This is a genomic window from Streptomyces sp. NPDC007162 (genome assembly GCF_040634175.1).
Lineage (GTDB): Bacteria > Actinomycetota > Actinomycetes > Streptomycetales > Streptomycetaceae > Streptomyces.
Genome location: NZ_JBEYFC010000753.1, coordinates 1 through 3,301, shown reverse-complemented (window position 1 = coordinate 3,301; position 3,301 = coordinate 1). Strand labels below are relative to the sequence as shown.

The following is a 3,301-nucleotide window of genomic DNA, read 5'->3' as shown; positions in this document are numbered from 1 at the left end:
GTTGGGCAGGTACTCGTCCTGGAAGACCGCCCAGATGTCGGAGCCGGTGACCTCGCCGCCCTCGGCGTCCGTCTTGGCCTGGATGATCTTCGAGAACTCGATCTGCATCCGGCGCGGCAGGTCCAGCTTGTGGTCGTTCTTCAGGACGTACGCGATACCGCCCTTGCCGGACTGCGAGTTGACCCGGATGACCGCCTCGTAGGAGCGGCCGACGTCCTTCGGGTCGATCGGCAGGTACGGCACCGCCCACTCGATGTCGTCGACGGTGACGCCCTTCGCGGCCGCGTCGGCCTCCATGGCGTCGAAGCCCTTCTTGATGGCGTCCTGGTGGGAGCCGGAGAAGGACGTGTAGACCAGGTCGCCCACGTACGGGTGGCGCGGGTGGACCTCCATCTGGTTGCAGTACTCCCACACGCGACGGATCTCGTCGATGTCGGAGAAGTCGATCTGCGGGTCGACGCCCTGCGAGAACAGGTTCATGCCGAGGGTGACCAGGTCGACGTTGCCGGTGCGCTCACCCTGCCCGAACAGGCAGCCCTCGACGCGGTCGGCGCCGGCCATCAGCGCCAGCTCGGCGGCGGCGACGGCCGTGCCGCGGTCGTTGTGCGGGTGGATGGACAGGCAGACGTGCTCGCGGCGGGACAGGTTGCGGCCCATCCACTCGAAGCGGTCGGCATGCGTGGAGGGCGTCGAGCGCTCCACGGTGGCCGGCAGGTTCAGGATGATCTCGCGGCCCGGGCCGGGCTGCCAGACGTCCATGACCGCCTCGCAGACCTCCAGCGCGAAGTCCAGCTCGGTGTCGGTGAAGATCTCCGGGCTGTACTGGTAGCCGAACTCGGTCTCCGGGCCCAGCAGCTTCTCGGCGTACTCCATCACCAGGCGGGTGCCGTCGACGGCGATCTGCTTGATGTCGTCCCTGGAGCCGCGGAACACCACCCGGCGGAAGACCGGGGCGGTGGCGTTGTACAGGTGCACGGTGGCCCGCTTGGCGCCCTTCAGCGACTCCACGGTCCGCTCGATCAGGTCCTCGCGGGCCTGGGTCAGTACGGAGATGGTGACGTCGTCCGGGATCGCGCCCTCTTCCTCGATGATCGAGCGCACGAAGTCGAAGTCGGTCTGGCCGGACGCGGGGAAGCCGACCTCGATCTCCTTGTAGCCCATCTTGACCAGCTGGTCGAACATCCGGCGCTTGCGCTCGGGCGACATGGGGTCGATCAGGGCCTGGTTGCCGTCGCGCAGGTCCGTGGAGAGCCAGCGGGGGGCTTCGGTGATCCGCTGCTGGGGCCAGGTGCGGTCCGGGATGTCGACCTGCTCGTAGCGGCCGTACTTGTGGATCGGCATGGTGGTGGGCTGCTGGCGGTTCGCCATGATGCGGGGCTCCTGGTGGGTGTCCGAATGGACGGCCGACGACGCAACACGAAGCTCCGCGGGGAGGGAGTCGACCTGGACTACAGGCCCTCGCCGCGGCAGCTAAGAAGAAGCAGCCCGAAACGCATGATGCACAGCACTCTAGCCGAGGACACCCGGGGAGACGGTTCCGTATCAGCATGCGGGACCGCACGGTGCCCCGACCAGCCCGCGCACCGCCGCACCACATAACACAGAGCAACCACCCGCTACGAACCCATCCCCATATTTCACCAATCATGGTTGCACCTAGTGACACAGCGCTAACACGGTGCCATCGTGCCGAGCATGACGACCAACGGGGGCTACAGGCCCGTCTTCTGCACGATCGTGCCGCCGCACATCCTCGACCACCTCGCCACCCACGAGGACCCGGCGCTCGCCGACCCCGCGCTGCGCACCCTCCAGCACGACTCCGCCCAGCGCACCCGCCGCCGCGTGACCGCCGTCCGCACCGCGGCCGCCGCGGCCGCCCCGGCGCCCGCGACAGCTCAGCCGCACCGGACGATCTACGACGCCGGCCACCGCACCGACCTTCCCGGCACCGAGGTCCGCGCGGAGGGCTCCGAGCCCGGCCAGGACGCCACCGTCAACCGCGCCTACGCGGGCCTCGGCGCCACCTTCGAGCTGTACCTGAAGGCGTACGAGCGGAACTCCGTCGACGGCGACGGCCTGCCGCTCAACGCGAGCGTCCACTACGACGTCGACTACGACAACGCGTTCTGGAACGGCGAGCAGATGGTGTTCGGCGACGGCGACGGCCAGATCTTCACCGACTTCACCAGCTCGGTCGACGTCATCGGCCACGAGCTCACGCACGGCGTCACCCAGTACACCGCCAACCTGGAGTACTACGGCCAGTCCGGCGCGCTGAACGAGTCGGTCTCCGACGTCTTCGGCTCGCTCATCAAGCAGTACTCCCTCGGGCAGACCGCCGACCAGGCGGACTGGCTGATCGGCGAGGGCCTGCTCGCGCCCGGCGTGCACGGGGTGGCGCTGCGCTCGATGAAGGCCCCGGGCACCGCGTACGACGACCCTCGCCTCGGCAAGGATCCGCAGCCGGCCACCATGCAGCACTACGTGCGCACCAGCCGGGACAACGGCGGCGTGCACATCAACTCGGGCATCCCCAACCACGCCTTCTACCTGCTCGCCACCGCCCTCGGCGGCAACGCGTGGGAGAAGGCCGGGCAGATCTGGTACGACGTCCTCACCGGCGGCGAACTCGCCGCGGACGCCGACTTCGCGGACTTCGCGAAACTCACCGTGGCCGCCGCCAAGGCCCGCTACCAGGAGGGCGCGGAGACCAAGGCGGTGCTCGGCGCCTGGGCACAGGTGGGGGTGCCGACCGCCTGAATCCGTACTACACAGGGACCCATGCGTATTCAGGTGAGGCGTACGGGCGGGTTCGCGGGCATCGAGCGCCGGTCCGAGGTGGAGACCTCCGGCCGGCCCGACGCCCAGGAGTGGCAGGCCCTGGCCGAGCAGGCGCTCGCGGCCGGCCAGGGCACGCCGCCGCCCGGGGTGCCGGACGGGTTCGCGTACGAGATCACGGTGGACGGGCGGACCGTGTACGCGGCCGACCCGATGCTGACGGACGGGCAACGCGAACTGATCTCAAGGGTGTTGAAGGAAGGCGCGTGAGCAGGTCCGCGGGCGGGTAGGTCACGCCCTGGAGCCGCCGGTTCGTGCTGCCGGTTCACGCCAGGGCGTTGACTTATGTTACCGGGGGTAAGGATGATCCCCGCCATGGCGAATGAAGCGGCCCGTCCGCACCCCCCTCTCCCCCGTTTCCCCGACGGCTTCCAGAGCCTGGTCCCGCACGCTCAGCCCGAACGGCCCGACGACGGTCACGAGGGTCTCCTGTCTGCTGGTGTCCACAGGCGATTACACG

At 69.1% G+C, this 3,301-nt stretch carries 3 protein-coding genes; 2 read left to right on the top strand and 1 reads right to left on the bottom strand.

Going from position 1 to position 3,301, the window contains the following annotated elements:
- Positions 1-1,368, bottom strand: a 1,368-nt coding sequence (gene leuA / locus ABZ646_RS43360; RefSeq protein ID WP_360532362.1) for a 2-isopropylmalate synthase, incomplete at its 3' end; no start/stop codon positions are given.
- 327 nt (positions 1,369-1,695) lie between these two features.
- On the opposite strand from leuA, the gene ABZ646_RS43355 reads away from it, so the two are divergent.
- On the top strand, positions 1,696-2,763 hold the full coding sequence (locus ABZ646_RS43355) for a M4 family metallopeptidase (protein WP_360532359.1): 1,068 nt from the start codon (positions 1,696-1,698) through the stop codon (positions 2,761-2,763).
- Between the two features lie 21 nt (positions 2,764-2,784).
- The gene (locus tag ABZ646_RS43350; protein WP_360532356.1) at positions 2,785-3,051 is read left to right on the top strand and encodes a protealysin inhibitor emfourin; all 267 of its coding nucleotides are present in this window, start codon (positions 2,785-2,787) and stop codon (positions 3,049-3,051) included.
- Positions 3,052-3,301: the final 250 nt, after the last annotated feature.

Bases quoted from the DNA above. Each gene is read 5' to 3' on its own strand.
- ABZ646_RS43355 (WP_360532359.1), top strand. From the start codon at position 1,696: ATGACGACCAACGGGGGCTACAGGCCCGTCTTCTGCACGATCGTGCCG.
- ABZ646_RS43350 (WP_360532356.1), top strand. From the start codon at position 2,785: ATGCGTATTCAGGTGAGGCGTACGGGCGGGTTCGCGGGCATCGAGCGC.